Origin of the sequence: Collinsella aerofaciens, assembly GCF_015558785.1 — a bacterium.
Lineage (GTDB): Bacteria > Actinomycetota > Coriobacteriia > Coriobacteriales > Coriobacteriaceae > Collinsella > Collinsella aerofaciens_P.
The window spans coordinates 66,885-93,442 of the sequence record NZ_JADMOP010000005.1 but is presented as its reverse complement, the minus strand read 5'-3'; the positions used below and the strand labels follow the sequence as shown (position 1 = coordinate 93,442).

Below are 26,558 nucleotides of genomic sequence, written 5' to 3'. Positions count from 1 at the left end.
TCGCACATGAGCGATTATGCAGACCAAACGGTCGCCGTGCTGGCGGTCCAAGGCGCATTTGCCGAGCACGAGGCAAGACTATCCGAGCTGGGCGCGCGCTGTATTGAGCTGAGGCAGGCGGCTGATTTAAAGCAGGATTTTGACCGTCTGGTACTTCCCGGCGGCGAGTCTACCGTTCAAGGGAAGCTGCTAGATGAGTTGGGCATGCTCGAAGAGCTTCGCACCCGCATTGTTGAAGGCATGCCCGTCCTGGGCACCTGCGCCGGCCTGATTCTGCTGGCTCACGACCTTGCCGCCCATGACGATAAGGGCACGCCGCGCCTGGCAACCATGGATGTGCTCGTTGAGCGCAATGCCTACGGCAGGCAGCTCGGCAGTTTTCGAACCAAGGGGCAGGTAGCTGGCATCGACGGTGAAGTGCCGCTGACGTTTATCCGCGCGCCCCGCATCGTCGAGGTCCACGGCGACGCAAAGGCCTTAGCGAAAGTCGACGGCCGTATCGTCGCCGCGCGCCAGGGCAACCAGCTCGGCGTAACCTTCCACCCCGAACTCGACGAAGACACCCGCCTCCACGAACTGTTCCTACAAATGTAGGCAGAACAGAAACGAGAGTGGATAATCTCCCACTATAAGCTTGGATGCAGGCTCAAACCGGGAGATTATCCACTCTCATGCTATGTAGTCGTTGGGGACGTTCTTAAACGACTAGTCAAACAAGAACGTCCCCAACGACTATCTTTTAGCAGGTCTGGATCAAGGCAATGCCGATGTTTTGGCACCGGCAGCGAGCGCCCACCAGAGCGACAACTAGTTACGCGGTTTGGTAAAACCGCGTAACCCAACTAGAAGCGGTTGCCGCGGAAGCCGCCGCCGTTGCGGCCGCCACGGTCGCCACCGCGACCGCCGCGGTCGTTACCACGGTTGCCGCCGAAGCCGCCACGGTTGCCGCCGCGGTCGCCATAGCCACCACGGTTGCCACCAAAGCCGCCGCGACCGCCACGGTCGCCGCCACGGTCACCAAAGCCGCCGCGGCCACCGCGATCGCCACCGCGGCCGCCACGGTCACCGCCACGGCCGCCGCGGTCACCAAAGCCGCCACGGCCGCCGCGATCGCCACCGCGGCCACCGCGATCGTCACGACCGCCGCGAGGACCGCGGTCCTCGTCCAGGCCCATGGCGACGAGCGGAGCGATAACCTTATCGAGAGCGGCCATCAGCTCGGTGGCCTCCTCGTAAGAAAGCTCGGGCAGGAGCTTCTCCTTCTTGTTGGCAAGCTCGACCAGGCCCTCAGCGGCATCCTCGGCAGCGAAGACGACGATCTTGCGCATATCGCCCTCGGCGTCGTCGATGCGGCCGACCAGATCGGCGGCCTCGGCCTCGGCCATCAGGCCATCGAGCTCACGGAGGCGCATGCCCAGCAGGTCGGACATTTCCTTCTGCTCCATCTTGGGCTTGAGGTCAAGAAGCTTGATGGCGCGCTCGATGTTCGCCATGCGCTCGGCCTTGGCCTCCTCCTCCTTGGAAATAGCAAAGCGACGGCTACGCAGCAGGCGGGCGGCCTTCTGCATCTTGTCCATCAGCTCTTCGTCATCGTAATCAACGGCGGCCTCGACAACCTCGGCCTCCTCCTCGTCGGAAACCTCGTCAGCAGCCTCAACCTCGGCAGCTTCGGTCTCCACGGTCTCGACTGCCTCAACCTCGGCAGCCATGGTCTCGTTCTCGGTCTCGTTCATGATCTCTTCGTTCTCGGACATGAGACTCCTTCTTGGCCCTCTCGGGCATCATCGCCCCATTCGCGGGGCCCGTCGCGCACTCTTTGCGCTTTAAACATTCATGCCTCTCGGCAAAACGTCCATTAGTTTATGGTGTCGTCATCTAATCTAGCTGCAGAATCTATGTGCACACATTAATGCGACATGTGCGACTCGCGACGAGCGTACACCAGCGACGCCACGAACCCGACCACGGCAATCACGGCCGCCACGCGCACGGCAGTTGCAAATCCAATCGCCTGGGCAACGTCGGTCGCAGCGCCAGCCGCGCCGGCAGTCGCTGCAGAACTCGAGAGCAGGCCGATAAACAGGGACGGGCCAAACGATGCGGCAATCATGTTCCACGTGTTAAGCAATGCCGTTCCGTGAGGATGTTCAGCGGCAGGCAGCGTCTCCAATCCGGCCGTTTGCGAGGGGCTCAGCACCAAACCGACTCCGGCATACACCACAACGGTCAGCGCCACAACGACGCCGATGTTCATACTCGCCGCCGTCATCGAGATGGCAGTCTGCCCCACGGCAATCAGGGCAAAGCCGACCGGCAGCAGCGGCCATGCGCCACGGGCGTCCATCACGCGTCCGCCCACAATCGAGGTCACGGCGTTACAGGCAATCGCCGGCAAAATGAGCAAGCCCGCAACAAGTGCGGTCATGCCGTATGCGCCCTCAAAATAGAGCGGCAACAAAACGCTCATCGAGAACGTCGTCATCATCGACACCACCACAAGCAGGCACGCAGGCCAAAAACGAACGCTCGCCATGGGACGCACGTTAAGCACCGGATGCTCGAGTTTGAGCTGGCGGGCCGCAAACAGGCCGAGCAGCACAATGGCGGCGATAAGCGTCACGATGCCGGCAATCAGATTGGTCGAGAACTCGCCTACGGAATACACAAATGCCGTAATGCCGGCGGCGAGCAAAACAACCGACAGAATATCAAGCGTGGTGTTCGAGCGCTCTCCGACATTCTGAACAAGCTTTACGCCCGCCGCAGCGACCACAATGCCGGCCACCAGCGGCACTACGAACACCGCCCTCCAGCCAAACAACGTGCACATAAGACCGCTGATCACAGGTCCAAACGCCGGCCCTAGCGTAATGCAGGCACCACCCAGGCTCAGATACAGACCGAGCTTCTCGCGCGGGGCGCAAGGCAGCACCACGTTCATCATGAGCGGAAATAAGATGCCCGATCCCGCAGCCTGTAAAATACGACTTGGCAGCAAAACGCTAAACGACGGAGCGATCAGACACAGGACTTCGCCGGCGACCATACATCCGCATGCGAAAAACAACAGCTTGCGCGTCGAGAAACGGCCGGACAGGAAGGCCATGATGGCCGTAAAGATCGACGTCACAATCATGTAGCCCGAGACGAGCCACTGCGCCGTGGTGGCACTCACCGAAAAGGCCGCCATAATGTCGTGCAACGCCACGTTAATGATGTTCTCGTTAAACGCGGCAACAAAGGCCGCAATATACATAACGACGAGAAGCGCCGCAGTGGCCGATGGCGTTACTTGAACTTGTTGCTGAGATTTGCTCCCCATGCATTTCCTTCCTCTTGGAACGACAGTTGCATCGCCCCAGAGGAACAGCCCAGGGCGAAAAATGAGCCCTAGACTTACGCCAGACGCCGTACACGACGAGTCTGACAACATGGTCCAACGTCGAAAGATTGTAACGCGGACGCACAGCTTTCCTTCCGCGCTATTATTAAAAGTCCACGAAAGCATGAGACATGAGGAGCCCGCCATGATTAAGCCCATCATGAAATCCGAGTTCTTTTTGCGCCTGCCTTCCGAAGACGCGGGACCCGACGATGCCGCGACCGGGCAGGACCTCCTGGATACACTCCACGAGCATGAGCACGAGTGCGTGGGCCTCGCCGCCAACATGATCGGCGTGCGCAAACGCATCATCTGCGTAAAGGACGGCAACAGGACACTCCTGATGTACAACCCTCAAATTCTTGAGCAGGTCAATGCCTATCAGACGAGCGAAGGATGTCTCTCGCTGATCGGCGAGCGTCCCTGTACCCGCTATCGCCGCATTAAGGTGGAGTATTTGGACGAGAACTTCGTCCACCGCATCAAAAACTTCTCGGGCTACACCGCCGAAATCATCCAGCACGAAATCGACCACTGCAACGGGATTGTTATTTAGTTCCGCCGTTCTACCGAACGGCGGACCACTTGACGCTGCGCGAGCCGCATTCACGCCAATCTGACGTTCAATTTCGAGGGCGCGACCAGAAGGTCAGCGCCCTCTCATTTCACGTCACCTTGGCGCAAATGCGGCTCGCTCGCTGTCGTATGTCTATCCTGCGACGCCTCGATTCTTGCGGCGGCAGGCACCTAATCCCCTACGATTGGCGGTAATGGTCAAAGAAGTCGGCGAGGTCTTCGAGGGACTCTTTGAGTACTTCCATGCGCGGCAGGTACACGATGCGGAAGTGATCGGGCTCGGCCCAGTTAAAGCCGCCGCCGCGCGTGATCAGAATCTTCTTCTCGTGCAGCAGGTCGAGGGCAAACTGCTCATCATCGGTGATGTTGAACTTCTTCACATCCATCTTGGGGAAGATGTAGAACGCCGCACGCGGCTTAACCACCGAGATGCCGTCAATCTTGTTGAGCGCCTCATACACAAAGTTGCGCTGCTCGTAGACACGGCCGCCGGGACGGATGTAGTCGTTAACGGACTGATGACCACCGAGTGCCGTCTGAACGATCGACTGAGCCGGCACGTTGGAGCACAGGCGCATGTTCGAGAGCATGTTGACGCCCATGATGAAGTCGCTCATGCAGCGCTGGTTGCCCGAAAGCACCATCCAGCCAATACGATAGCCCGCAATCATGTGAGACTTGGACAGACCGCTAAAGGTAACGCAGGGCAGGTCGGGGGCGAGCGAGGCAATCGAGACGTGCTCGTAGCCGTCCATGCACAGGCGGTCGTAGATCTCATCGGCAAAGATCATCAGCTGATGCCTGCGCGCAATCTCGACGATGCCCTCGAGCACCTCGCGCGGATAGACAGAACCCGTGGGGTTGTTGGGGTTGATGATGACGAGGGCTTTGGTCGCACTCGTAATCTTGGACTCCATATCCTCCAAGTCGGGATACCAATCCGCCTGCTCATCACACAGATAATGTACGGGATGACCGCCGGCAAGGGTTGCGCACGCCGTCCAGAGCGGATAGTCGGGGCTGGGGATCAGAATCTCGTCGCCGTTGTCGAGCAGCGCGTTCATCGAAAGCTGAATGAGCTCGGACACGCCGTTGCCCGTGTAGATATGCTCCATCTGAACGTTGGGCAGGCCCTTGATCTGCGAATACTGCATGATCGCCTTGCGCGCGGAGAACAGGCCACGCGAGTTGGAATAGCCTTCGCAGTCGGGCAGCTGCTGGCGCATGTCCTTGATGACCTCATCGGGTGTGCGGAAACCGAAGGGCGCCGGGTTGCCGATATTGAGCTTGAGGATGCGCTCGCCCTCGTCCTCCATACGGGCGGCCTCGTCGACGACGGGACCGCGCACGTCATACAGGACGTTGTCGAGTTTGGTGGATTTAGAAAAAGTACGCATGGTGGTGCTCCTTGCAATTTGAGCTGAGGGATGGGGTTCGGGCTTGGAATCGTTGCGGGGTGATGATGCCTCGCCTTGATCGGCGTCGCCGGCGAGCAGCCAGGTAACATCGACCTCCAAAATACGGGCGAGCAGCTCAGCCACATCGCGCCGCGGAATCGTCTTGCCGCTCACATATTGGCTCATCTGACTCTTGCCGAGTTTTTTGCCGAGCATCTCCGATGCGCGGATTACGTCCGACTGGCGAACGTCGCGATTGGACATAGTCTGTCGCAGGCGATCGCTAAACGTCTCTTGGGCCACTAGAACCTCCTTGCTGGCAAAGTTCAATTTATAGAACACGAATTGAACCTGGGTTCAATTTAGGCAGCAGTATAGCGCGGCGCATTATCGGGAAGTTCAATTTCATAAGAAAATGCGCCGGACTCTGAGATTTGCCCAAAGCGGACAATGACACGCACACGTTTAGAGGTATTCGAGGAAACGGGCGGCAGCAAGCGAAACATCGGCCGTTCGATATATGGCGTTGATCTGCCGATGGGGATGCCCCTCGAGTGGGCGCACGGCAACATCGAACTGGCAGCGGCGCAAGATGAGCGCGGGAAGAATGCTCACGCCCAGGCCGTCCTCGACCATAGCCATAATCGCATAGTCATCCCAGGTCGACAGCTTAGAGCGCACCGCCAGGCCCGCGCGGCGAAACAGCGGCGTAATCTCATCATCGGTGCCTCGTTCTAGCAGAATAAACTGCTCGTTGGCTAAATCGGCAAGAGAAACGACCTCCGCCGTGGCAAGCAAAGAGTCCGCCGGCACTACCGCCATCAACTCGTCGCGCACCAAAGACCGCGATGCCATGCCGTTTTCTCGGGGTTCACGCGGGATAAAGCCCAGATCGCAGCGGCCCTCTGCCACCCATTGTTCAATCTCTGAGTAATCGCCCATCAGCAACTCGTAATCGACGTCCGGGTGATCGGCGCGAAAGCGCGCAATCACCGGCGGCAGCACGTGGGTCGCCACGCTCGAAAACGTACCGATGCAGATCTTGCCACGCATGAGCCCTCGCATCTCGTCCACGCGTCGCTGCAGGCGGCCAAACTCTTCGCATAACGCCTCGACTGCCGGCATGACCTGCCGCCCGTCGGCAGAAAGCACCACGCCCTCGCGGCTGCGATCAAGCACCTTAAAACCCCAGTCTGCCTCAAGGTCGCCCACCATGTGGCTCACGCCCGACTGCGAATAGCTCAGGCGCTCTGCAGCACGCGTAAAGCTGCCGGCACGCACCGTCTCGAGCAGCACTTGCATCTTTTGGATATTGGCCTCCACGGCACGTCCCCACCCTTGCATGAGTTTTTGTCATGTTTTCCATGCATTATATTCGCTTTTCTTCTAAAGCCAGTTCACCCATAGTGAACATGTTCGGATATAGAGGGGATGTCAGCGCATGAACAACGGACTGTTTACGTACTTAGCAGCATTGCTATTGTTTGGCTCCAACGGCATCATCGCCGCCGCCATCGCACTGCCGAGCTCCGATATCGTGCTACTGCGCACGTTTTTGGGCGCCCTCTCGCTTGTCACTATCCTTGCCATCACCCAACGCCATAAACTGCAGGCGCCATCTCGTCCCCGCGAAGCCGCAGCACTCCTTCTCTCGGGAGCCGCGCTGGGCGCCAGCTGGATTTTTCTGTTCCGCGCCTACCAGACGATCGGCGTCGGCGTATCCTCGCTGCTGTACTACTGTGGCCCCATCATTGTCATGGCGCTCTCCCCACTCATCTTTGGTGAAAAACTGACCGGCGGCAAAATCGCCGGGTTTATCGCCGTCGCCTGCGGTGCTTTTCTCATTGCAGCACAAGGTCTAGGCGGCAATATGCCCATTGCGGGTATCGTCTGCGGTATCGCCTCGGCATTTTGCTATGCGCTGATGGTCATCGCTAGCAAGGGTGCGCCACACATCGAAGGCCTCGAGAACTCCACGCTCCAGGTGAGCGCCGCCTTTTTGACCGCGCTGGTCCTCACGCTCATCACGCAGGGCGTTCCCTCATTCCTGTCCGCCGGCGTCGCCGCCAGTATTGATTGGCGCGCCGTCATCATGCTCGGCGTCGTCAACACCGGCATCGGTTGCCTGCTCTACTTTAGTGCCGTCGCCAAGCTGCCCGTCCAGACCGTCGCGGTCGTCGGCTACCTCGAGCCGCTTTCGGCCGTCGTGTTCTCGGCCGTCCTTTTGGGCGAAGCCATAACACCGGTCCGCCTGATGGGTGCCGCGCTTATCATCGGCGGCGCGATTTTTTGCGAACTCGCCGGCAAACGCGCAAGCTCCAAGGCTGGCATAGCCCAGACAGCACGTGCTTAAAAGCCCCTGTTTTGAAATGCTACCTACGTACATAAATAATCCCCAGCTGGGGATTATTGTCTAAAATAACCTGATGTGCCAAACTGCTCTTGTATGTATAAAGACGGCATAAAGATTATCTGTCCTAGACAGATAACCGGATGTCTAAGGGAGTCCACGTGGCACACAACAAACTGGAGGCAAGCCCCCAAGACCAGCGTGGTCAAGGCGGGCACGGAGCCATCCCCCTCTCCGCTGGCATGCTGCTCGTAACGCTCGGCGTCGTCTATGGCGACATCGGCACGAGCCCCATGTACACCATGAAATCAATCGTCGCCAACAACGACGGCATCGGTACCGTCAGCGAGGACATGATTCTGGGCGCGCTTTCGCTCGTCATCTGGACCATGACGCTCGTGACCACGGTCAAGTACGTGGTAATCGCCATGAAGGCCGACAACCACAACGAAGGCGGCATCTTCGCCCTGTTTAGCCTGGTGCGAAAAGTGGCACCATGGCTGATCCTACCTGCCATGATCGGCGGCGCGGCGCTGCTCGCCGACGGCATCCTCACCCCCGCGGTCACGGTCACCACAGCCATCGAGGGCCTGCGTACCATCGAGTGGGGCCACGCGCTGCTGGGCGACGGCCAGACCAACGTCATCATCATCACCATCATCATTATCTGCGGCCTATTTGCCATGCAGCGCGCCGGTACCTCGTCGATCGGTAAGCTGTTCGGCCCGCTCATGACGTTGTGGTTCCTGTTCCTGGCAGGCGCCGGCCTGTTCAACATGCTCGGCAACCTGTCCATCCTGCGCGCGCTCAACCCCATCCGCGGCATCATGTTCCTGTTCTCGCCCATCAACCACTCGGGCATCATGGTGCTCGGCTTTGTCTTCCTGTCGACGACCGGCGCCGAGGCGCTCTATTCGGACATGGGTCACGTGGGCAAAGCCAACATCTACGCATCCTGGCCGTTTGTTAAGGCGGCCCTCATCCTTAACTATCTGGGTCAGGGCGCTTGGCTGCTCGCCAACAACTCCAACCCCCAGATGCTCGCGATGGATATCGTTAACCCGTTCTATATGATGCTTCCCGAGCCCCTGCGCCCCTTTGCCATCGTGCTTTCGGCCGTGGCGGCCATCATCGCCTCGCAGGCCCTCATCACCGGCTCATTCTCGCTGGTATCCGAGGCAACGCGCCTCAACCTTATGCCGCACCTGCGCATCCACTACCCCAGCGACACCAAGGGTCAGCTCTATATTCCGCTCGTCAATAACATCATGTGGGTCGGCTGTATCTTCATCGTGCTGCTGTTCCAAAACTCCGAGCGCATGGAGAGCGCCTACGGCCTCGCCATTACCGTGACCATGCTCATGACCACGACGCTTTTGACGAGCTACATCGCCGGCGTCCTCAAGCACAGGCTGGGCGCCTGCGTCTTCGCCCTGCTCTTTGGTGCCATTGAGCTGTGCTTCTTCGCCTCGTGCCTCACCATGTTCTTTGACGGCGGCTACCTCATGATCTTCCTGGCCGCACTGCTGTTTGGCCTTATGTACGTGTGGCGCCGCGGCACCGCCATCGAGCGCACGCAGACGATTTTGCTGCCCGTCTCCAAGTACATCGACCAGCTCAACCGCCTGCGCAACGACGAGACCTATCCCGTGCTCGCCGACAATCTGGTATTTCTCACCAACAGCCCCGACCCGCTCACGCTCGATCGCGACGTGCTCTATTCCATCCTGGACAAGCACCCCAAGCGCGCCAAGGCATATTGGTTCATCAACGTGCATGTTACCGACGAGCCCTATACGCACGAGTATTCCGTTGAGACCTTTGGCACAGACTTCCTGTTCCGCGTGCGCTTGGACCTGGGCTTTAAGGTCAATCAGCGCATCAACGCCTACCTGCGCCAGATCGTCGGCGACTTGATGGCATCGGGCGAGCTGCCGCCGCAACATCACACCTACTCCATCTACGAGACGCGTGGCAACGTGGGTGACTTCCGCTTTTGTATGCTGCGCAAGATGCTTGCCCCCGAAACGGACATCAACCGCAATGACCACCGCGTGATGGCCATCAAGTACGCCGTCCGCCGCGCCTGCGGAAGCCCGGCACGCTGGTACGGTCTTGAGAACTCGGCCATCATCATCGAGTACGTGCCGCTGTTTGCCCGCATGCGCCCGGCCGTTAAGCTCGTGCGCACCCAGGTGCCGCTCGAAGTTCAGATTGAAGAGGCCGAGGAAATGGAAGTCGACATCTTCTCGGACGACTTGGTCAACGGCAACGAGGCCGGTAGGGACATGAACGTCGATCCCACCGAGCTGCTCGAGAGCGTCGCCGATACGCCCGAACAGCAACAGCTCGACGGCCTCGAGAGCGAACAACTCAACGACGCCAACTTCTAGCGACGTCACAAATCAACGACAGCGGCCCTGCACCTCACGGGAGATGCAGGGCCGTCTTGTATTGCAGTAAAGCTAACGGCTACGAACGACGCGGCTCGGGAACCACGAGCCTATCGGGGCTCGCGCCCTCAGCATCCATCAGGCTCACGTAGCGAATCGACGGATCCCCATACATCGCGTAGTAATAATTGCCCGTGCGCGCGCTAAAGCATCCGGTGTAGATAGTCTTCTCGAACTTGCCATCGCCCATCCTGGACGCTCCCTCGATCATCACCACGCCCTCGAGCGAACGGAACATGCGAACGACGTTTTCGGTCTCGCTCTCCTTTTGTGGGTAATTGGCATTGAGGTACGCCGCCTTTACAAAACGGCTCGGCGAATAGCAATCGCCCGGAATGCCGCGCATGCCGGCACCGGCTCCATAGGGCTTAAGCTCGGCGCCACGCCATGTCGCCGTCTGCGGAAAATCGCTTGTGGCGGTGATATAGGTGCGCAGGTTTTCCATGTGCCACGGGAAGGTCGGCTGGTTGGCAAGGGTGTCGACCGGATCGTCGTATACATGCAGGCCGTCAGCCATCATCTCGACCACGATGCTGCGCTGGCTGTCGCCGATAATCCAATGGAGCAGCGACACGCCCAGCCCCTCTCCGGCAGATTTGGCGACAATCACCGTGTCGCGCAGCGCGGCCTCGACCTCATCGACCGTCGAGAACGTCGCTGCCACCCACAGGGGAAACTCATAGGCCGCGATATTGGTCTTGCCGTCGACAGGGCCCTCGGCATACTCGGCATAACCCGGGAAATTGAGACCCGCCACGGCGAGGCCCGCATCGTTGCCGCAATCGAAGAACATAGGGTAGTTCCTGTAATCGATGCACATACCGATCACCGCGTGCGCCGCTGTCGCGTCGTCGATAAACGAATACGGAATGTGAAACCCGCGCGGCATCACGCGAACCTGTTGGCCGTAGTCAAAGCTCCAGTCGAGATTGCGGCCCAGATACATGTGGCCAGAATTATCGGTAAATCGAATACTCGTACACATAGCGCCTCCTAGCTTTACGTTCTTGCTAATTTCATTGTCTCCAAACAAAAAGGCGCTAAACGCAAAAGCCCGGACATGACAACAATGTCACGCCCGGACTATTCAAACAGGATAAACTCAACCAAGTTAACCCCGCAGGTCGTCTAAGGGGTCAAAGTGCCGCAGATTGCCACGAAAGAGGAGCGCCGCGTACTAACGGTACGCAAGCGACGATTGAGCGGCAAGGTGCGGTGCTTTGATCCCCTTAGACCAACTTTCCTAGACAGTGGTCGATCATATGCTGGACCATTTGTGCCTCAAAGCCCGCGTAGTCGCGGCGGCACTCCTTCATCTTGCCGTCGACGATCTGGTCAAAGGCAACCTTGCACTTGATATAGCGCGTGGACTTGGTGACCTCCTCGTGCGTCAGGCAGCTCTCCTCCATCTTGCTGGCACCCAGGCCAAACACCAGACGGGGGTTGTAGAGCACATGGGGCTCGCCGGCGTCGTCCAGATAGACGCAGACCTTCTTGGTGACGCCGATCTGGTTGGCGGCAAGGCAGCCGGCATCATCGAGCGACTTGATGGTATCAATCAGATCCTGAGCGACCGACTCGTCCTCGACAGTCGCAACCTCGCAACGCTGAGACAGGATAGCCTCGTCGCGGCAGAGCTCTTTAATCATACGTTCCTCCATAGGGGTCGTTGTAACCGCTTAAGTATACGGTACCTACACAATTTCATGCGAAAGATACCGCCCGTCCGTTACAAACCGCCGAACATCAACATGTGAGGAACACCAACTTCACAAAGGCGATATAGTGGGTGAGTTCGTGTCAATCGGCCTAAACTCGGGGCCGAACAAGGAAAGGGTATGCATGGACGAACTATTTCACGTCAGCGAGCGCAAGTCCACAATCGGGACCGAACTCCGCGCTGGACTGACAACATTCCTGGCGATGGCCTACATCATCGCCGTCAACCCCGCGGTGCTCTCGGGCGCTGGCATCGATGCGGGAGCGCTCGCCTGCGCCACCTGCCTGGGCGCCGGCATCATGACCATCTGCATGGGCATCTTCGCCAACCGCCCGCTCGCCTGCGCGTCGGGCTTAGGCGTCAACGCGATGATCGCCGGAATCACCACCACCGTCTGCGGCGGTGACTGGCATGTGGCCATGAGCGTCATCTTCCTTGAGGGCGTCGTCATCTTGCTGCTCGTGCTTTGTGGCCTGCGCGAGGCCATCATGGACGCCATCCCCGTGGTTCTGCGCCACGCTATCTCGGTGGGTCTGGGCCTGTTCATCGCCATGATTGGCCTGTGCGATGCCGGCATTATCACCGCTGGCGCCGGTACACTCGTCGGTCTGGGCGACATCGCCTCCCCCACCTTTATCGTCGGCATCATCTCCATCGTCGTGACGGTTGCCCTGGCTTCCCGCAACGTGCCGGGCTCGCTGCTCATCGGCATCGTCGTCGCCGTCATCGCCGGTATCCCCCTAGGTGTGACCCAGGCTCCGACCGGTATCATCGCCCCGCTCGACTTCTCGAGCATCGGTGGCCCCATCGCCGACGCCGGCGGCATGCCCGCCATCGTCAAGGTCCTTACCGACCCCGCGCTCCTCGTCATCTCGTTCTCGCTGCTCATGAGTGACTTCTTCGACACCATGGGCACCGCGATGGCCGTGGCCAAGCAGGGCGAGTTCCTCACCGACGACGGCAACGTCGAGGATATCAAGGAGATCCTGATCGTCGACTCCGCCGCCGCTGCTGTGGGCGGTTTCATGGGTGTCTCCTCCATCACCACCTTCGTCGAGTCCACTTCCGGCGCCGCTGACGGTGGCCGCACGGGCCTCACCTCCGTCACCACCGGCGTGCTGTTCATTCTCGCCGCGTTCTTCTCCCCCATCGTCACCATCGTTTCCAGTGCCGCCACCTGCGGTGCTCTGGTCTACGTCGGCTACCTCATGATGAGCGAGGCCTCCGAGATCGACTGGTCCGACGTGTCGCAGGGTTTCCCGGCGTTCATGATTGTCGCCGGCGTGCCCTTCACCTACTCCATCTCTGCCGGCATTGGCCTGGGCTTTATCGCCTACGTGGCCGTCGCGCTCTTTAAGGGCGAGGCCTCCAAGATCAAGCCGCTCATGTGGATCGCAGCCCTCGCCTTCCTCGTCTACTTCTTCGTGGCGTAACGGCATAGTCTGCTAAAGCAAAACAACAAGGCGCGGAATCGCATCGAGCGGCTCCGCGCCTTTCTTTTAGCGTCTGCCCCCGTGTCAGCGTGCGACAATTGAGGCTGTCAATTATCACAACACTGAGAGAAGCCTGCCTTGGAAGCGCATCATAAGCAGATAACCGTTTATTCAGAGTGTGCGGAAGGCGCGCCCGTCATCTATCTCCCCGTGGTTATGGGCAACGGTAGTGAAGTCTACGAGCGCTGCCGAGAGCTCGACTGCCCGCCGTTCACCCTTGTCGCCATTGGAGGGCTCGATTGGAATCGCGAGCTGAGCCCTTGGGAATGCGACGGAACTATACGAGATGCCGAGCCCTTTGGCGGACAGGCTGCTGGTTTTCTTGACGAGTTGTTGAAGCAGATAATCCCCCAGGCCGAATCATCGCTCCCGCAACCGCCCGCCTGGCGCGGCGTTGCCGGCTACTCGTTGGCGGGTCTTTTTGCACTGTGGGCACTTTGGCAAACAGATGTCTTTGAGCGCGTGGCGAGTGCATCGGGGTCGCTGTGGTTCCCCGGCTTTATCGACTACGCGCGCGAGCGCACGATGACGGCTACGCCCGACGCCGCCTATCTGTCGCTCGGTAAAAAGGAAACCAAGACGCCCAACCGCATGATGCGGCACGTACTCGACGATACGCGCGCGATGGAAAAGCTGTTTATCGAGCGCGACATCCCAACAACGCTGGAGCTCAACCCCGGCAATCATTTTGCCCAAACTGACCTGCGCATGGCGCGCGGCATCCACTGGATACTGACGCATTAAAAATGGCGTCCACGCGCACATACGCATGGACGCCATTTTTAATTTGGCTGAACGCAGCTACTATTCAGTAGTCTCCTCAAGCTCGGAAGTATCGAACTCAAAGTCATTACCGGGCAGGATGGCGTTGAGCACAATGCCCACCAGCGAGCCCACGGCAAGGCCCGAAAGCGAAATCGTCACGCCGCCCAGCTCCAGCACGATGGCACCGGCGGTACTGTAGGCAATGCCGAGCGAAAGCACGAGCACCAAAGCCGCAACCAGCACATTGCGGTTGTTCTGGAAATCAACCTGGTTTTCGATAAGGTTGCGAACGCCCACGGCACTGATCATGCCGTAGAGCACGAGCGACACGCCGCCGATTACACACGCCGGCATGGCGGCGATCACGGCAGCAAACTTGGGGCAGAACGAAAGCACGATGGCGCAGCAGGCGGCAATGCGAATCACGCGCGGGTCGAACACGCGCGTCAGGGCAAGCACGCCAGTGTTCTCGCCATACGTCGTATTGGCGGGGCGCCAAAGAGCGATGCCAAGATGGTCGCCAGGCCATCGCCGAGCAGGGTACGGTGCAGACCGGGATCGGCAATGTAATTGCGTTCGCAGGTAGAGCCAATGGCGGAGATATCGCCAATGTGCTCAATCATGGTCGCAAAGGCCAGCGGCATGATGGTGATGATGGCCGTCGTGGCAAGACCGCTATCGAGCTGCGGTCCAAAGAGCGCAAACACGGTGTTGTCCCACACGACGGGCAAGCCAACCCAGGGGGCGGCTGCGACGCCAGAGAAGTCGACCTCACCCAACGCGGCCGCAACGGCATAGCTCACCACGACGCCCAGCAGAATCGGCACGATCTTAACCATGCCGCGGCCCCAAATATTGCAGATGACGATCACGGCCACAGCGACAACGGCAACAAGCCAGTTGGTCTGGCAGTTGGCGATAGCAGAGCTTGCCAAGATCAGGCCGATGGAAATGACGATGGGGCCGGTCACCACCGGCGGGAAGAAGTGCATGACACGCTTGGCGCCAAATGCGCGGAACAGCGCTGCCAGCACCGGATAGAGCAGGCCGGCGCAGACAACGCCCAGGCAAGCGTAGGGCAAAAGCTCGGCCTCGCCGTTGGGCGCAACGGCGGCATAACCCGCGATAAAGGCAAACGACGAGCCCAGGAACGCGGGCACCTTACCGCGCGATAGAAAATGAAACAGCAGCGTGCCGATGCCGGCGAACAGAAGCGTCGTCGAAACGGAAAGGCCGGTGAGCACGGGCACGAGCACCGTGGCTCCGAACATCGCAAACATGTGTTGCAAACCCAACACAAACATGCGCGGGCGGCCGAGCGACGATGCATCGTAGATGGCATCGGTGACGGCGGGCGTCGAGGACTGGGATATGGATGTCCTTTCATGATGGAAGGGCGATCAGGCATATCGGATAACCTGCCCGAACGGTACGATCCGAACCATTGTACGCGATACGCCATGTCTCGCACGCGCCGTCACCTGCGAACGTTACCGCTACTTCCAAACGCGCTCGGCAATGCGCTTGACCAGCGCGATCTTTGCCCACTGCTCGTCCTCGGTCAGCTTGTTGCCAATCTCGCAGCTGGCAAAGCCGCACTGGGGCGACAGATACAGGCTCTCGAGCGGAACATACTTTGCAGCCTCGTGAATACGCTCGACGATAACGTCCTCGTCCTCAAGCTCAGCAGCCTTGGTGGTCACCAGGCCCAACACGACCTTCTTGCCGGGGGCAACATACTTCAGCGGCTCAAAACCGCCGGCGCGCGGCGTGTCGAACTCTAGGTAAAATGCGTCGACATCCTCGTTTGCGAACAGGTACGGCGCGATGGGGTCATAGCCGCCCTCGAAGGCATAGGTAGAGTGGTAGTTACCACGGCACACGTGTGTGTTAATGACCAGGTCGTCGGGCTTGCCCTCGATGGCGGCGTTGTTGAGCGCCACGCCCAGCTCGCTTACCTTCTGCAAGTCGACCGGGCTCATGCCGGTTTTGGCGACAAAATCGGTATCGCAGTAGATGCCCCAGGTGCAGTCATCAAACTGGATGTTGCGGCAGCCTGCTGCGTACAGGTCGGCGATCACCGTGCGATAAGCGGCTGCAATGGCGTCGGCAAGTTCCTCATCGGTCTTGTAGACGGCGCGCAGACTCTCCTGCTGGCCATCGCAGCGATCGAGCGTGACCTCAGAGAACGTCTGGATAGGCGCCGGAATGGTCTGGCGTGCGACCTGGCCCTCCTCCTCAAGCGCCTTGACGAACTTAAAATGCTCGACGAACGGGTGGTTCTCGCCGCTAATGGGACCGGTTACCACGGCGGTGTCGGCCGTCGTCTCCTCGTCATGGAACATATAGCCCGTGCGTGAGGCGCGGCGCTCAATGCCGTTAAGGCCCCACATAAAATCGAGGTGCCAGTAGCTGCGGCGAAACTCGCCATCGGTGATAACCTGCAGGCCGGCGGCCTTCTGCTTGGCCACCAAATCGCGAATGGCATCGTCCTCGACGGCCTTAAGGCCGGCGGAGTCGAGTGTGCCCGCGGCATAGGCGGCACGTGCATCCTTAACAGCCTGTGGACGAAGAAAGCTGCCGACGATATCGGCGCGAAACGGCGCGTTCGGTTGAATCGAAGTGCTCATAGATATCTCCCTTTGCATTGGTTGCTTTACTGGGACAGAGTATGAGCGCTCATATGGTCATCGTAAAATATACGTTTATAACTGTTTGATATAGATGTTTCCTATATCAGTCTGGACTGCCATAAAGAGATTTGACCCGCGCGGAGCACAGCAGCCTAAATGTGCTGGCGAATCGCGTCGATATAGGCCTGCCCGTAGCGCGTAAGTGTCGTGTTCTTGCGCGTGATGATGCCGATCTCCATGTACTCGTCTACATCGAGCGGAATCGAGATGATGCCGGGGCCGTTGAGCTCGTGACTGATCACGCCTGAGCATACCGTGTAACCGTTGAGGCCCATAGCCAGGTTGAACAGCGTCGCACGGTCGCGCACGCGGATATTCTTGCGACGCTCAAACGTCGAGGTCAGTTCCTCGGAATAGTAGAACGAGTTATAGCTGCCCTGCTCGTAAGACAAAAACGGGTAGTCTTCCAAGTCCTCGAGCGTCACGCTGGAGCGGCCCGCCAGCGGATGGTCGGCGCACACGAAGACATGCGGCGTGGCGCAGAAGAGCCCCTCGAATACGAGCTCGTTGGCGGCGAGCATGCGCTCGATGACCTCGCGATTGTGCTCTGACAGATACAGGATGCCGAGCTCGCTTTTCATATGCGCGACGTCCTCGATAATCTCGTGGGTCTGTTCCTCGCGCAGGGTAAAGTCGTAGCGCGCGGCATCGAACTCACGGATCACATCGACAAACGCGTTGACAGCAAAGGAATAGTGCTGACAGCTCACACTAAAATGCGGCACCTGCTCGGATGCACCCTTGTACTTGCCCTCGAGCAGGTCGGCCTGGTCGAGTACCTGGCGCGCGTAGCCCAAGAAGGTCTCGCCCTCTTCGGACACAATGACGCCCTTGTTGGTGCGCTCAAAGATATGCACACCCATCTCGTTTTCGAGATCGCGGATCGATGCGGTAATCGAAGGCTGCGACACAAAGAGCCGGCGCGAGGCCTCGGTGATGCTGCCGCATTCGGCAACTATGACGACATACCTGAGCTGCTGAAGCTTCATAGCTGTCTCCTTAGCTGTTCGTGAGACTCGCGTCGGCAGCACCCGGCAGGCGCATAAACGGCGGCATCTCCCCCGTCGCGGCGCAGGCGGCAATCTGATGCAGGGCCCCGGCAACCGCATCGTCTGCCGCAGCGCCGATATGCCAGCGCGCGGCAGCCGTGACGGCCTCATTGGCATTGGCGACTGCAACGGAGTTGGGAACGGCATCGATCATGGGCAAATCGTTATCGGAATCGCCAAATACGGCCACCTCATCGGGCGTCAGGCCCAAAGCGCGCGCCAGCTCCAGCGCAGCGCAGCCCTTGTCCCAACCGGCCGGAAGGATGTCAAACAGGCGCACACGGTTGTTGGGAAACACAAGCGAGAGTTCCGGCACCTCAGCAGCAACGCGCTCGCGTAGCTCCGCGAGCTCCTCACGTGAACGGGCACTCCAGATATTCGCCTTAAACACCGGCGTCTCATCGACGACGGGACGGCACGGGGCCTCTTCGCCTTTGAGCCACGCGTTGCCGCCCGACTCCATGGCGCGACGCACGCGCTCGGGATCGCTCGTCACGCAATAGGCATCGTTGTCCCAAAAATCATCACCCAGGCTGTAGACCTTCAGGTACGTATCGTCGGTCTCTTGCTCCAAGTAGTCAGCCAAACGCATAAGGGCGGCGTTGCCGGTCGCATGCGAGGCTACCGCCTCGCCGTCCACAAACACGACCTGTCCGTTACAGAACGCGCCAGTCGAAAAGCACTCGGAACGATTTTTGAACATCCAACCCATCGCGGACGGCTGGCGACCCGAAACCGGGCCAAAGTGCAGACCCGCCGCCTGCATGGCATGAATGCCCTCGATGGCGTAGTCGCTAGCGCCGTCATGCCCGGCTGGAATCAGCGTATCGTCCATATCGGTCAGCACAAGTTTAATCATAAGGCCCCCCATTCGTATCGGTCCTACCTATTGTAACGACCTGCCAAAATAAACCTGTCCCTTTTTGGCAGGTGCGCTAGTATAGGGAGCAACAGATTCGATGCGGGAGTGCCGGCGGTGCAAACCACAAGGCTGAGAGGGCATGGGGCCCAATCCTTTGAACCTGTCAGTTAATGCTGGCGTAGGGAGCATGCCGCCTTTACAGGGGCGCTGTCTATGCACAGCGCCCCTTTTCTATGCCAAGGAGGCATGTGCAGTGATTGATTCGGAACAGCTTAAGCAAAATGTGGTCAAGGCCGTAGAGGAGATTCGCGCCACCAATCCGATGGCCGGCTCCATCACCAACACGGTGACGATCGACTTTGTCGCCAACGCACAGCTCGCCGTGGGCGGATCGGCCGCCATGGTCTATCTGCCCGACGAGGGCGAAGCGCTCGTTGCCGGCGGCGGCGCCATCTATCTCAACATGGGCACGCTCTTCCCTATCTACGAGCAGACGATTCCCCGCGCGGCGAAGGCGGCACACGACGCCGGCAAGCCCTGGGTGCTCGATCCGGTGGGCCTGGGCATCGGTAGCCTTCGCACCCAGCTGGTAAACGAGCTCAAGCAGTACAAGCCCGCCATCGTGCGCGGCAACGCCTCCGAGATCATCGCGCTCGCCGGCCTGTGGGGTCTTGAGGGCGAGGCGGCTGATCTGAGCCGCGTACGCGGTGTCGATACCACCGACACGGTCGATGCCGCCCGCGGCGCCGCCGTGGCGCTCGCCCGCTACACCGGCGGCGCCGTAGTGGTCTCGGGCGAAGTCGACCTGATCACCGACGGCACGACCGTGGCCAAGTCCCACGGCGGCAGCCCGCTCATGTCCAAGATCACCGGTTGCGGCTGCTCGCAAGGCGGCGTGCTGGCTGTGTACGCCTGCGCTGCCGACCCGTTTACGGCCGCCGTCTGCGGCACCGCCGTCTACAACGTTGCCGGCTCGCGTGCCGCCGCTGTCGCTGACGCCCCGGCAAGCTTTAAGGTCGCCTTTATCGACGAGCTCTACCGCGCAACCGCCCAGGACATCGCCAACAACCAGCTCGACCTCGAGGAGGCATAGGCCATGTCCGAGCCCGCAACCAATGCCGGCATGAACACGCTCATCGCTGTGGCCATCGCCCCGTGCGGCACCGGCGATGAGCTGTCCGCCGAGGTCGCCGAGGTCGTGCGCGTCATTCGCGAGAGCGGCCTTCCCAACCGCACCACCTCGATGTTCACCGAGATCGAGGGCGACTGGGACGAGGTCATGCAGGTCGTGCGCGACGCAACCTTTGTGTTGGCGAGCAAGGGCATCCGCACCGAAGTCGTGCTCAAAGCCGATATTCGGCCCGGATTTACCGACACCATGACCGGCAAGCTTGAACGCATGGAAGCGCAGATCAAAAAGCAGGAGGAAGCACGATGAGCATCCGCGACAACCTTGATATCTCGGCCTATCTGGTACTCGGCCCCGAAAATACGCTGGGACGCCCCGTGGGCGATGTGGTGGCCCAGGCGCTCGACGCCGGCTTTACCTGCATCCAGGTGCGCTCCAAGGTGGCAAGCGCCCGCGAGATCATCGCGCTGACCGGCGACGCCGCGCAGGCAATCGCACAGGCTGGCAAGACCGGTCAGGTCGCCCTGTTAATCGACGACCGTCTGGACTGTGTACTCGCCGCGCGCGAGCAGGGTATTGCCGTCGACGGCGTGCACGTGGGCCAAAGCGATATTCCCGTCGAGGTCTGTCGCAAGCTGCTGGGCCCCGACGCCATCGTGGGCCTTTCGGCCCGTTGTGAGGAGATGCTCGAGTACGTCAAGACCGCCGACATGAGCCTGGTCGACTACCTGGGCATCGGCCCGCTCCACGAGACCGAGACCAAGCGCGACTGCGGACGCGCGGCCGACGGCTCTATCATCACCAAGAGCTTTGAGGACCTGGCCGCACTCCACGCGGCAAGCCCCGTGCCCATCGTGGTGGGCGGCGGCGTTAAGACAGCCGACCTGCCGCAGCTTAAGGCCACCGGCGTCAACGGCTTCTTTGTGGTGAGCGCCGTCTGCAGCGCCGATGACCCCTACGCCGCGGCCAAGGAGCTTGTCGACACCTGGCAGCAGGCATAGCCATAAGCCGAGCAGCCGATTCGCAGCCTCACATCTTCAGCAATGGAAAGCGCATCCCAGTTTGGACCTCCATTCCGGGATGCGCTTTCCACATGCGACCCTTACCCCGCCAGATACGCTTCCAACGCCGGCAAAGTCGCCTCCGCATCGCGGCGACCAATCTGGTAGATGCGCTCAAGTTCATCGGGCTCACGACACAGCGACGGCACCTTCACCGATTCGCTCGGACGCACCACAAAGATATCGCCGGCGGCCTCACGACGCGCCAAATCATCGAGCGTGGCATTGTAGACCTCATGCCGATGCTCAAGCGCTGCGACAAACTCCGGATAGTGACGGAACACGCGCCGCAGCATGGGCATCACGCTGTTGGGCTGCTTCACAAAGCCCGCCGGCTGCGTGAGTACCACGATATTGCGGTCATACCCCTGCGCAAACAGCCAAGCGCTGGGAATAGAGTCAGCCACGCCACCATCCAGATACTTATGCCCGTCAATAGCAACGGGACGCGTCGCCACAGGAATCGCCGATGACGCCCGGATCCACTCGATATCGCGCTCATCGCCATAGGGCAGGTCGTGATAGACGGCCTTGCCCGTCTCGATATCGGTACACACGCACGTAAATCGCATGGGGCAGGCGCGGTACGCCTCCAAGTCGATGGGATCGCGCTCGATAGGCACCTCGTGATAGGCAAAATCGGCATTGAACATATCGCCGGTCCGCAGCCAGCTTGCTACACCCGCATAGCGCTTGTCGGCGCAATAAGCCTTGTTGTAGCGAATGGCGCGGCCGATCTGGCGCGATTTAAAGTTGTAGCCAAACGCCGCGCCCGCCGAGACACCCACCATATGGTCGCAGGTCAAGCCGTGCTCCATCCAAACGTCGAGCACGCCCGCCGTATACATACCGCGGTAGCCGCCTCCCTCGAGTGCCAGCCCCACTGTGCGCGTCGTATTTGACTGTGCCATGCGACCATCTCCGTCCCCACAAATTCAAACGGAACAAGTATACCCGTCAACATACATCGTCTCAGTCGCATTTTCATCGAACATCGCATCGTCGCGCTACCGTTTGTCGAATAATAGCCGCCCACAGCATGTGCACCCATATATAATTGTGCACTATTGTTTACACTACTCAGCTGTTATCAACAGCGAACATTAACCGGCAAATTAACTCAACAACGCGGCAAGGCGGGGGCCTGGATACATGCAAAGCGCTGAGCAACGACGCGTGTACACAACGAGCTCGCCCGACGCAATCCGCCCCGACCTCAGAAAGCCGCTTAGAACATGGAAACTGTCAGCAATTACACCGAAACGCTCGAAAAGACCGTCCGCGACCTTCTCGAACGTCAAGACGATCTGATCAGGACCGCCTTTACCGACCAGCTTACCGGGCTTGGTAACCGCGGCGGCTTTGCCCGCTCCCTCGAAGAACTCTGGGAGCAGGACGCCCCCGTTACCATGGCGTTCATCGATATCGACAATCTCAAGCACTGCAACGACGTCTTTGGCCATGACGAGGGCAACCGCTATATCTTGCAGGTAAGTCTCTATCTTAAGCTGTATATGAAGGTGGGCGAAGCGGCGTTTCGCATAGGCGGCGACGAGTTTGCCATCCTATCTACGATTGCAACCGAGGACGACCTCGCCGAACGTCTGAAACACTGCCGAACGGTTCTGCTCAAAAACAACGATTCCGAGATGCCCCACTCGTTTAGCTACGGAGTGTCACATGCCGACCCCGCCCTGGGCGAAGCTTCCAATCGCATGACGCTCGATGCCGACCATCGCATGTACGACTACAAGCTACGTCATGCCATGCACCTCGATCGACGCAATATCACGCAAGTTCACGCCGACGACTTCGAAATAAGCGATCGAATTTTTGACGCCTTTTCGATGCTCAACGAGGGCCGTTATTTCTTTATCGAGAACTTGGACAAACATCGCACCCTTTGGTCACAAGGTGCCTTGCGCGATCTTGGCCTTCCCTCGGAGCACATAGACAACTGTCGCGATTACTGGAAAACGCGCGTCCATCCCGACGACCTTGAGGCCTGCATCAACGACATCGACCAAGTCTACAACGGCACCAAGCACCGTCGCGTCATGCAGTATCGTGTGCGCAACGCCGTCGGCGACTACGTCCTTTGCCGTGCTCGCGGGTTTCGTATCGACGGCGACGGAAATGTCCCCTCGCTCTATGTCGGCGAGCTCGTCAACCACTCACTTGCCGAAACCGTCGACGCTGCCACAGGCCTCGGAACGCAGCGCATGCTGGCCAACGCCATCGACGCCTGCCGCCGCGATCGTTGCGAGACAGGGCTTATAGCGGTGCGCGTTCGTGGCACGACAAAGCTCAACGAGCTCTACGGGGCCGAGGCTGTCGACAACATGCTTGCCGAATACGCAGGCCGCATGCTGTCGATCACTCGCGGCAGGAGCCGGGTCTACCGTTCACGAAGCGTTCAGTTCGTCGTGCTCAGCAACGACCTAGACCACGAGGCATTCGAGCAACTGACCCGCCACCTTAAAGAGGCCGTTTTCGCTCCTGTTCGAATCGCAGGCGACACCATTACTCCCGTCTGCCTTGTCGTCCCGGCCTTTTACGAGCACTTAACCCATCAAGCGACCGCCGTTTTAGGCGAACTCGACCGTCGCCTTCGCACGGCCGGCGGGCTTGTTCCCAACGACAGCCTCCCCATACCCGAGGCGGAGCGCAAAAGCGCCATAGCCGAACGTATCGACTCGCTCACGGGTCTCTATCGACCCAGCGAGTTTATGCGGCGCGCCAACGCATTTCTCGAGGCAAGGCGCAACGGCACCTGGTGCATCGCCACGGTCGACATGGGCCACATGCGCCTGTTTAATGAATGGTATGGACAGGCCGAAGGCGACCGCCTGCTTGCCGATGTGGGCACGGTCCTCAAGGACATCGAGAATGCCGATATGGGCGTCGCAGGGTACTGGGGCCAAGATGACTTTTGCGTACTCATCCCCTTTAAGCACATCACCGTCCATCAAATCTACAACCGCGTTCGCGAGGCAGTAGCCAGGCATGATGGCGGCGTAGGTTTTTGGCCGTCCATGGGCGTTTACCCCATCGATTCCAATGAGGAGATCACCATCGATGCGCAGGCAAAGGCCATGTTTACCAATCGGCGCGCAAAAAACGACTTTAAGGAGCGCATTGCCATTTTTTGCCCCGAGGAGTACAAGCGCGAAATCGTGTTCAACCGCACGCTGACCGAATTCCAGTACGCGCTGTCAAATGGTCGCATCACGTACTATCTTCAGCCCCAGGTCGATATGGAAACCGGCGAGATTATTGGCGCCGAAGCACTCACCCGCTGGATTGACAAGAACGGCTCTCTTATTTCGCCCGCAACGTTTATCCCCGCACTCGAGGAAAGCGGCTTTGTAGTGACGCTCGACAAATATGTTTGGCAGGGCGTCGCCATGTGGCTCCGCGAGCGCCTCAATCGAGGACTTCGCGTGGTTCCGATTTCCCTCAATGTGTCGCGCGTAGACATTCTTGCCTGCGATGTCGCCGAGCATATGGGGTCGCTCGCCGCCCAGTACAACCTGCCGCCCGAACTCATGCACATCGAGATCACCGAGACCGCCTATACCGGAGAGTCCGAGGCCGTGGATAAGCTGACCGCGGATCTGCACACCCGTGGCTTCTCGACCTACATGGACGATTTTGGCACCGGCCAGTCCACGCTCGCGATGCTCAAGAACGTCAACGTCGACGTCATCAAGCTCGACCGCACCTTTGTGCCCACCGACCGCGATCAAGGCCGCAGCGCGCAGATCGTGTCATCGATGCTCGAGATGGCGCAGTCGCTCCATCTGCCCGTCGTGGTTGAAGGCGTCGAGACAAATGAGCAGGCGAACATGCTACGACAAATGGGCGCCCGCTACGCTCAGGGCTTCCTCTACTACCGCCCCATGCCGGCGAAGGATTTTGAGGCATTGCTCGATGGTGGCAATAACAACTGATACGCTCGCGCGCAAAACGCCACCGTCGAAGGGGATATTTGTCTCCATTAGCTAACTTATATCCCCAATTCAAACCGAATTGGGGATATGATACAAACCGTTGTTCCGCCCAAGGAGGTTATCCATCATGAACGAGTCGTATCGCCTGGGCGAGCAATCGATTATTGCCTATCTTCAGCGACTTGCGAACGGCGTCTCGACCGCCGAACTCGATGTTGCCGCGCTGCCTGCTGGGCTACGCGCCGTTGGCGAGCAACTGCAAAAGACGCATGCCATCCTGCAACAAGAGCGCCAGCTGCTTGAGCGCAACGCCTATATCGATCCGCTCACCAACTTGGGCAACCGCAACGGATTCGACCGTCACGTCGAGCAACTCTGGCGCAAAGGCGACCCCTTCACCTGCGCCTATATTGACATCGACCATCTCAAGCATTGCAATGATAGGTTTGGCCACGCCGAAGGCAATCGCTATATTCTGAGCATCTGCCGCACGCTCTCCGAAACCATGGAGCACGATGAGATGCTGTTCCGTATCGGTGGAGACGAGTTTGTGCTCATCTCGCTCTCCGCAAACGAGATTGAACTCGAGCAGCGCTTGGAGCAGGTACGTACCAGGCTGATCGAGGCGAGCTCAGGTGGCAAGGCGCCCATGATCGGCAGCTTTAGCTTTGGCTGCTCGCGCGTCGATCCACTTGCTGGCGACACGCGTCGCCAGATGACAATGGATGCCGATCGCAAGATGTATCGCTATAAGCTTATGCATCGTGTGCAGCAACCGAAAGACGATGACGCGCCGCAACGCCCAATCGTCGATCAGCTTCCCTGCAACGACCGGGTGTTCCAAGCGATCTCCATGAGCTCCGAGACGCGCTATCCGTTTATCCTCAATCTCGATACGGGAGAATCGCAATGGTCGGTTAACGCCGTGCGCGATTTTGACCTGCCCTCCCAGCACCCTTTTAACTCACTCGACATGTGGCTCGCCCGCGTTCATCCCGAGGACCGCGACAACGTACGTGTCGAGCTCGACATGGTGATAAACGGCACGTGGCACTTCCACTACATGCAGTATCGCGTAATGGATGCCACCGGAAAATACGTGCTTTGCGACTGCACGGGCTACCGCTTGGACGGCACCGATACCGAGCCCGGCATGTATGTGGGCATTATCATCAACCGAAGCTTGGCAGATACGACCGATTCCGTGACCGGCTTGGGCGATATTCACGCCCTGGTCAACGCCATTGGCGAAATGCGTCGCGTGGCGCGCAAGGCTGGTTTGATCGCCATCAAAATCGACGATATCGCTCAGGTCAATGCCCGCTTTGGCTTTGATGCGGGCGACCGCGTTTTGGCAGAGTGTGCCGCCTGTCTGGTGGAATGCTCGCGCGGTAAGGGTCGTATGTTCCGCTCGACGGGGCCGATGTTCGTGGCTCTTTTCGACGACTTTGATCCCGAAGAAACCGATGCGATTGCAGAGGAAATCGAGCGGTTCCTGGGTTCGCCCGTGCTCTTTGGCCCATTTGAATATCAGCCGCCCATTCGCGTGGCCACGCTCCATCTGGACGGCGTCGACCGTCAGCCCGTTTCGATTTTGAACGAGCTCAAAGCGTTGCTCGGGAAAGCCGTGCAGGTGCCAGGTACCAAACTGGATTAGCACCGCGCCCACACCACC

The 26,558-nt window shown here is 59.4% G+C and carries 21 protein-coding genes, 1 pseudogene and 1 riboswitch; of the genes and pseudogenes, 11 read left to right on the top strand and 11 right to left on the bottom strand.

All coding sequences use genetic code 11. From position 1 onward, the window contains the following. The first annotated feature begins 6 nt into the window (after window positions 1-6). Window positions 7-594: a pyridoxal 5'-phosphate synthase glutaminase subunit PdxT gene (pdxT, locus tag I2G40_RS03980; RefSeq protein ID WP_195544259.1), complete on the top strand. Its 588-nt coding sequence runs from the start codon at window positions 7-9 to the stop codon at window positions 592-594. A 248-nt stretch (window positions 595-842) separates the two neighbouring features. Here pdxT and I2G40_RS03975 read toward each other — a convergent pair whose 3' ends face one another. Continuing rightward, window positions 843-1,754 carry a hypothetical protein gene (locus I2G40_RS03975; RefSeq protein ID WP_195544258.1) on the bottom strand — a complete coding sequence of 304 codons (912 nt, stop codon included), beginning with the start codon at window positions 1,752-1,754 and terminating at the stop codon, window positions 843-845. 152 nt (window positions 1,755-1,906) lie between these two features. Next, complete coding sequence (locus tag I2G40_RS03970) at window positions 1,907-3,322, bottom strand: MFS transporter (protein ID WP_195544257.1); 1,416 nt, start codon at window positions 3,320-3,322, stop codon at window positions 1,907-1,909. Window positions 3,323-3,527: 205 nt separating this feature from the next. On the opposite strand from I2G40_RS03970, the gene I2G40_RS03965 reads away from it, so the two are divergent. Then, complete coding sequence (locus I2G40_RS03965) at window positions 3,528-3,938, top strand: peptide deformylase (protein ID WP_055286616.1); 411 nt, start codon at window positions 3,528-3,530, stop codon at window positions 3,936-3,938. 199 nt (window positions 3,939-4,137) lie between these two features. Here I2G40_RS03965 and I2G40_RS03960 read toward each other — a convergent pair whose 3' ends face one another. Next, the gene (locus tag I2G40_RS03960) at window positions 4,138-5,619 is read right to left on the bottom strand and encodes an aminotransferase class I/II-fold pyridoxal phosphate-dependent enzyme (protein ID WP_275950433.1); all 1,482 of its coding nucleotides are present in this window, start codon (window positions 5,617-5,619) and stop codon (window positions 4,138-4,140) included. A 201-nt stretch (window positions 5,620-5,820) separates the two neighbouring features. Next, entirely contained in the window at window positions 5,821-6,678 is an 858-nt protein-coding gene (locus I2G40_RS03955) for a LysR family transcriptional regulator (RefSeq protein WP_324252566.1), read from the bottom strand. A 118-nt stretch (window positions 6,679-6,796) separates the two neighbouring features. On the opposite strand from I2G40_RS03955, the gene I2G40_RS03950 reads away from it, so the two are divergent. Then, a complete protein-coding gene (locus tag I2G40_RS03950; RefSeq protein WP_195544255.1) occupies window positions 6,797-7,708 on the top strand; it encodes a DMT family transporter in 912 nt (303 codons plus the stop codon). Window positions 7,709-7,848: 140 nt separating this feature from the next. Further along, window positions 7,849-10,098, top strand: coding sequence for a KUP/HAK/KT family potassium transporter (locus I2G40_RS03945; protein WP_195544254.1), 2,250 nt, complete (start codon window positions 7,849-7,851; stop codon window positions 10,096-10,098). A 79-nt stretch (window positions 10,099-10,177) separates the two neighbouring features. Here I2G40_RS03945 and bsh read toward each other — a convergent pair whose 3' ends face one another. After that, entirely contained in the window at window positions 10,178-11,143 is a 966-nt protein-coding gene (gene bsh / locus I2G40_RS03940; RefSeq protein WP_195240203.1) for a choloylglycine hydrolase, read from the bottom strand. 244 nt (window positions 11,144-11,387) lie between these two features. Then, entirely contained in the window at window positions 11,388-11,807 is a 420-nt protein-coding gene (locus I2G40_RS03935) for a peptide deformylase (protein ID WP_117647429.1), read from the bottom strand. 193 nt (window positions 11,808-12,000) lie between these two features. Between I2G40_RS03935 and I2G40_RS03930 the strand changes: the two genes are divergently transcribed. After that, window positions 12,001-13,311, top strand: a complete 1,311-nt coding sequence (locus tag I2G40_RS03930; RefSeq protein ID WP_195544253.1) for an NCS2 family permease — start codon at window positions 12,001-12,003, stop codon at window positions 13,309-13,311. Between the two features lie 138 nt (window positions 13,312-13,449). Beyond that, window positions 13,450-14,115, top strand: coding sequence for an alpha/beta hydrolase (locus I2G40_RS03925; protein WP_195544252.1), 666 nt, complete (start codon window positions 13,450-13,452; stop codon window positions 14,113-14,115). Between the two features lie 60 nt (window positions 14,116-14,175). On the opposite strand, the pseudogene I2G40_RS03920 reads toward I2G40_RS03925, so the two are convergent. The 4 genes and pseudogenes from I2G40_RS03920 to I2G40_RS03905 all read right to left on the bottom strand — a co-directional run bounded on the left by I2G40_RS03920 (window position 14,176) and on the right by I2G40_RS03905 (window position 18,737). Continuing rightward, window positions 14,176-15,407, bottom strand: a pseudogene (locus I2G40_RS03920) (uracil-xanthine permease family protein). A 225-nt stretch (window positions 15,408-15,632) separates the two neighbouring features. After that, entirely contained in the window at window positions 15,633-16,766 is a 1,134-nt protein-coding gene (locus tag I2G40_RS03915) for a 5-methyltetrahydropteroyltriglutamate--homocysteine S-methyltransferase (protein ID WP_229090642.1), read from the bottom strand. 155 nt (window positions 16,767-16,921) lie between these two features. After that, a complete protein-coding gene (locus I2G40_RS03910) occupies window positions 16,922-17,818 on the bottom strand; it encodes a LysR family transcriptional regulator (RefSeq protein ID WP_195544250.1) in 897 nt (298 codons plus the stop codon). Between the two features lie 10 nt (window positions 17,819-17,828). Beyond that, a complete protein-coding gene (locus I2G40_RS03905; protein ID WP_195544249.1) occupies window positions 17,829-18,737 on the bottom strand; it encodes an HAD-IIB family hydrolase in 909 nt (302 codons plus the stop codon). A gap of 94 nt (window positions 18,738-18,831) precedes the next feature. Continuing rightward, a riboswitch (TPP riboswitch) is annotated at window positions 18,832-18,942 on the top strand. Between the two features lie 51 nt (window positions 18,943-18,993). Between I2G40_RS03905 and thiM the strand changes: the two genes are divergently transcribed. Genes thiM through I2G40_RS03890 form a run of 3 tightly spaced genes read left to right on the top strand, consistent with a single transcriptional unit; the run spans window position 18,994 to window position 20,870 of the window. Next, entirely contained in the window at window positions 18,994-19,833 is an 840-nt protein-coding gene (thiM, locus tag I2G40_RS03900) for a hydroxyethylthiazole kinase (RefSeq protein WP_195544248.1), read from the top strand. 3 nt (window positions 19,834-19,836) lie between these two features. Then, on the top strand, window positions 19,837-20,178 hold the full coding sequence (locus tag I2G40_RS03895; protein WP_006234516.1) for a thiamine-binding protein: 342 nt from the start codon (window positions 19,837-19,839) through the stop codon (window positions 20,176-20,178). After that, window positions 20,175-20,870, top strand: a complete 696-nt coding sequence (locus I2G40_RS03890) for a thiamine phosphate synthase (protein WP_195544247.1) — start codon at window positions 20,175-20,177, stop codon at window positions 20,868-20,870. Before I2G40_RS03895 ends, I2G40_RS03890 begins: the two co-directional genes overlap by 4 nt. Window positions 20,871-20,971: 101 nt before the next feature. Here the strand turns inward: I2G40_RS03890 and I2G40_RS03885 are convergent, their stop codons facing one another. After that, the gene (locus tag I2G40_RS03885; protein WP_195544246.1) at window positions 20,972-21,841 is read right to left on the bottom strand and encodes a patatin-like phospholipase family protein; all 870 of its coding nucleotides are present in this window, start codon (window positions 21,839-21,841) and stop codon (window positions 20,972-20,974) included. Window positions 21,842-22,165: 324 nt separating this feature from the next. On the opposite strand from I2G40_RS03885, the gene I2G40_RS03880 reads away from it, so the two are divergent. Further along, entirely contained in the window at window positions 22,166-24,883 is a 2,718-nt protein-coding gene (locus I2G40_RS03880) for a bifunctional diguanylate cyclase/phosphodiesterase (RefSeq protein ID WP_195544245.1), read from the top strand. Window positions 24,884-25,010: 127 nt separating this feature from the next. Further along, the gene (locus I2G40_RS03875) at window positions 25,011-26,540 is read left to right on the top strand and encodes a diguanylate cyclase domain-containing protein (RefSeq protein ID WP_152068414.1); all 1,530 of its coding nucleotides are present in this window, start codon (window positions 25,011-25,013) and stop codon (window positions 26,538-26,540) included. Window positions 26,541-26,558: the final 18 nt, after the last annotated feature.